We start from the raw sequence: 1,045 nt of genomic DNA, 5'->3' as shown, positions 1-1,045 counted from the left end.
CGCCACACCATTACCAATTGTTCCTTCGTTACCTTGGTAAATCGGCCCAGTCACCACATAAAGCTCATTGTACTCATTGGCGAGATCACGAACATGTTCTTCTAGAACGCGCCAACCAACTCGGTTAAACCCCGGCAGTTGAGGCGACATGTTGCTCATCAAAAAGCTTTGCTTCATTGACTCTTGGGTGAAATCCATTGTCGCTGACGGCGCAAGGTGCCCTCTGTCGTATCCTGAGCTTTTGTAGTCCGCTAGGGTAGAGCGAGCGTAATCCGGCATTTCAGTGTCTTCTTGGAAGGCGTTACTGCGTTTGTTGGTGATGTTCACGCTTTCCGCGGTAATGTGGTAAGCAACCCAGTCTGCGTTTTTGGTGTTGTAGTAGTACTCACCCGCATAGCCATCTCGGCAAAGGAACTGATAGCCGTTGCTAGAAGGTATGCCTTTATCAAGGTGTTGACCGCAAGTTTCAGCAAGAGTAGGGAAGGATAGGAGTGTGACTAAAGATACTAAGATGATGTTTTTCATTATTTTTCTCCGTTATTAAGAGATTTAAAAATAATGAAATTATTCACTAAGACTGTGAATTAGCTTATAAACTAATCAGCTCTTGTAGGTTAATGATGAGGTAAATATCATTGCCGTGAATGTAAAGGGTTACACAACAGATTTTATAAACGTGTTGTCTAACCCAAAACTTACAGCGTAAAAGAGATGTACTTACTCGGCTTTATTTGGTCCGGTAAAGCGAATGTCTTGCAGGTTAAAGCCGAGCTCGATATCGCATTTCAACGCCGCTACTCGTTTACATAGACGTGCAGACTCAATGTGTTCATCCAGTTTCTTGCGATATTTCGGTGCAAGTTCATCGCTGGCGTAGGCCGCTTCAATATCTTCAAATTGAGTTAGGATCTCTTTGGCAGCTTTCGGTCCAATGCCCGGAACGCCCGGCACTTGGCTCGAACTAATGCCAGTTAACCCCCAATAATCAGCGAGTTGGCTTGGCTTTACGCCAAACTCTTTCTCAATAAACGGTTCATCCAACCAA

General features: G+C 44.6%; 2 protein-coding genes. Both read right to left on the bottom strand.

Annotation, left to right across the window (positions count from 1 at the left end):
- Positions 1 to 525: DNA/RNA non-specific endonuclease (locus tag R7D93_RS26090; protein ID WP_318129656.1), on the bottom strand; the 525-nt coding region annotated here is incomplete at its 3' end.
- Positions 526 to 717: 192 nt separating this feature from the next.
- Positions 718 to 1,045 (bottom strand): 5'-3' exonuclease H3TH domain-containing protein (locus R7D93_RS26085; protein WP_318129655.1); only part of this gene is annotated, 328 nt, incomplete at its 5' end.

The organism is Vibrio sp. YT-15, from assembly GCF_033337445.1.
In the GTDB taxonomy this organism is placed as follows: Bacteria; Pseudomonadota; Gammaproteobacteria; order Enterobacterales; family Vibrionaceae; genus Vibrio; species Vibrio alginolyticus.
This window is presented reverse-complemented; position numbering and strand designations above follow the sequence as displayed.